The 331-nt window shown below is 60.1% G+C and carries 1 pseudogene; it reads left to right on the plus strand.

Annotated features, from left to right (window positions below):
* Positions 1–87: 87 nt before the first annotated feature.
* Positions 88–331: pseudogene (locus sphst_RS21315) on the plus strand (glucose/galactose MFS transporter); the annotation flags it as partial.

Genomic DNA, 331 nt, shown 5'->3' on the forward strand with positions numbered 1-331 from the left:
AATATATTTCTGGGCAAGCCGTGCGGGAAAAGACGATCGACCAAAGTCCGTCGATCAGTCGCCGACATGGCACGGAGGATGATGACTATGGCGATGCCGATACAGACGCACGGGACGATCGCAGGCGCTGCACCGGGGGCAGGGGGCAGCGCGGAGGGGCCGAGTTACCGATCCGCGCTGACCTTGCTGGCCAGCCTGTTCTTCATGTGGGGCTTCATCACGGTCATCAACAACACGCTGCTGCCGCATCTGCGCAGCGTGTTCGACCTCAGCTACACACAGACCACGCTGATCGAGAGCGTCTGGTTCATCGCCTATTTCTTCGCGTCGA

This window comes from Sphingomonas sp. STIS6.2, assembly GCF_000732685.2.
In the GTDB taxonomy this organism is placed as follows: Bacteria; Pseudomonadota; Alphaproteobacteria; order Sphingomonadales; family Sphingomonadaceae; genus Sphingomonas; species Sphingomonas aerolata.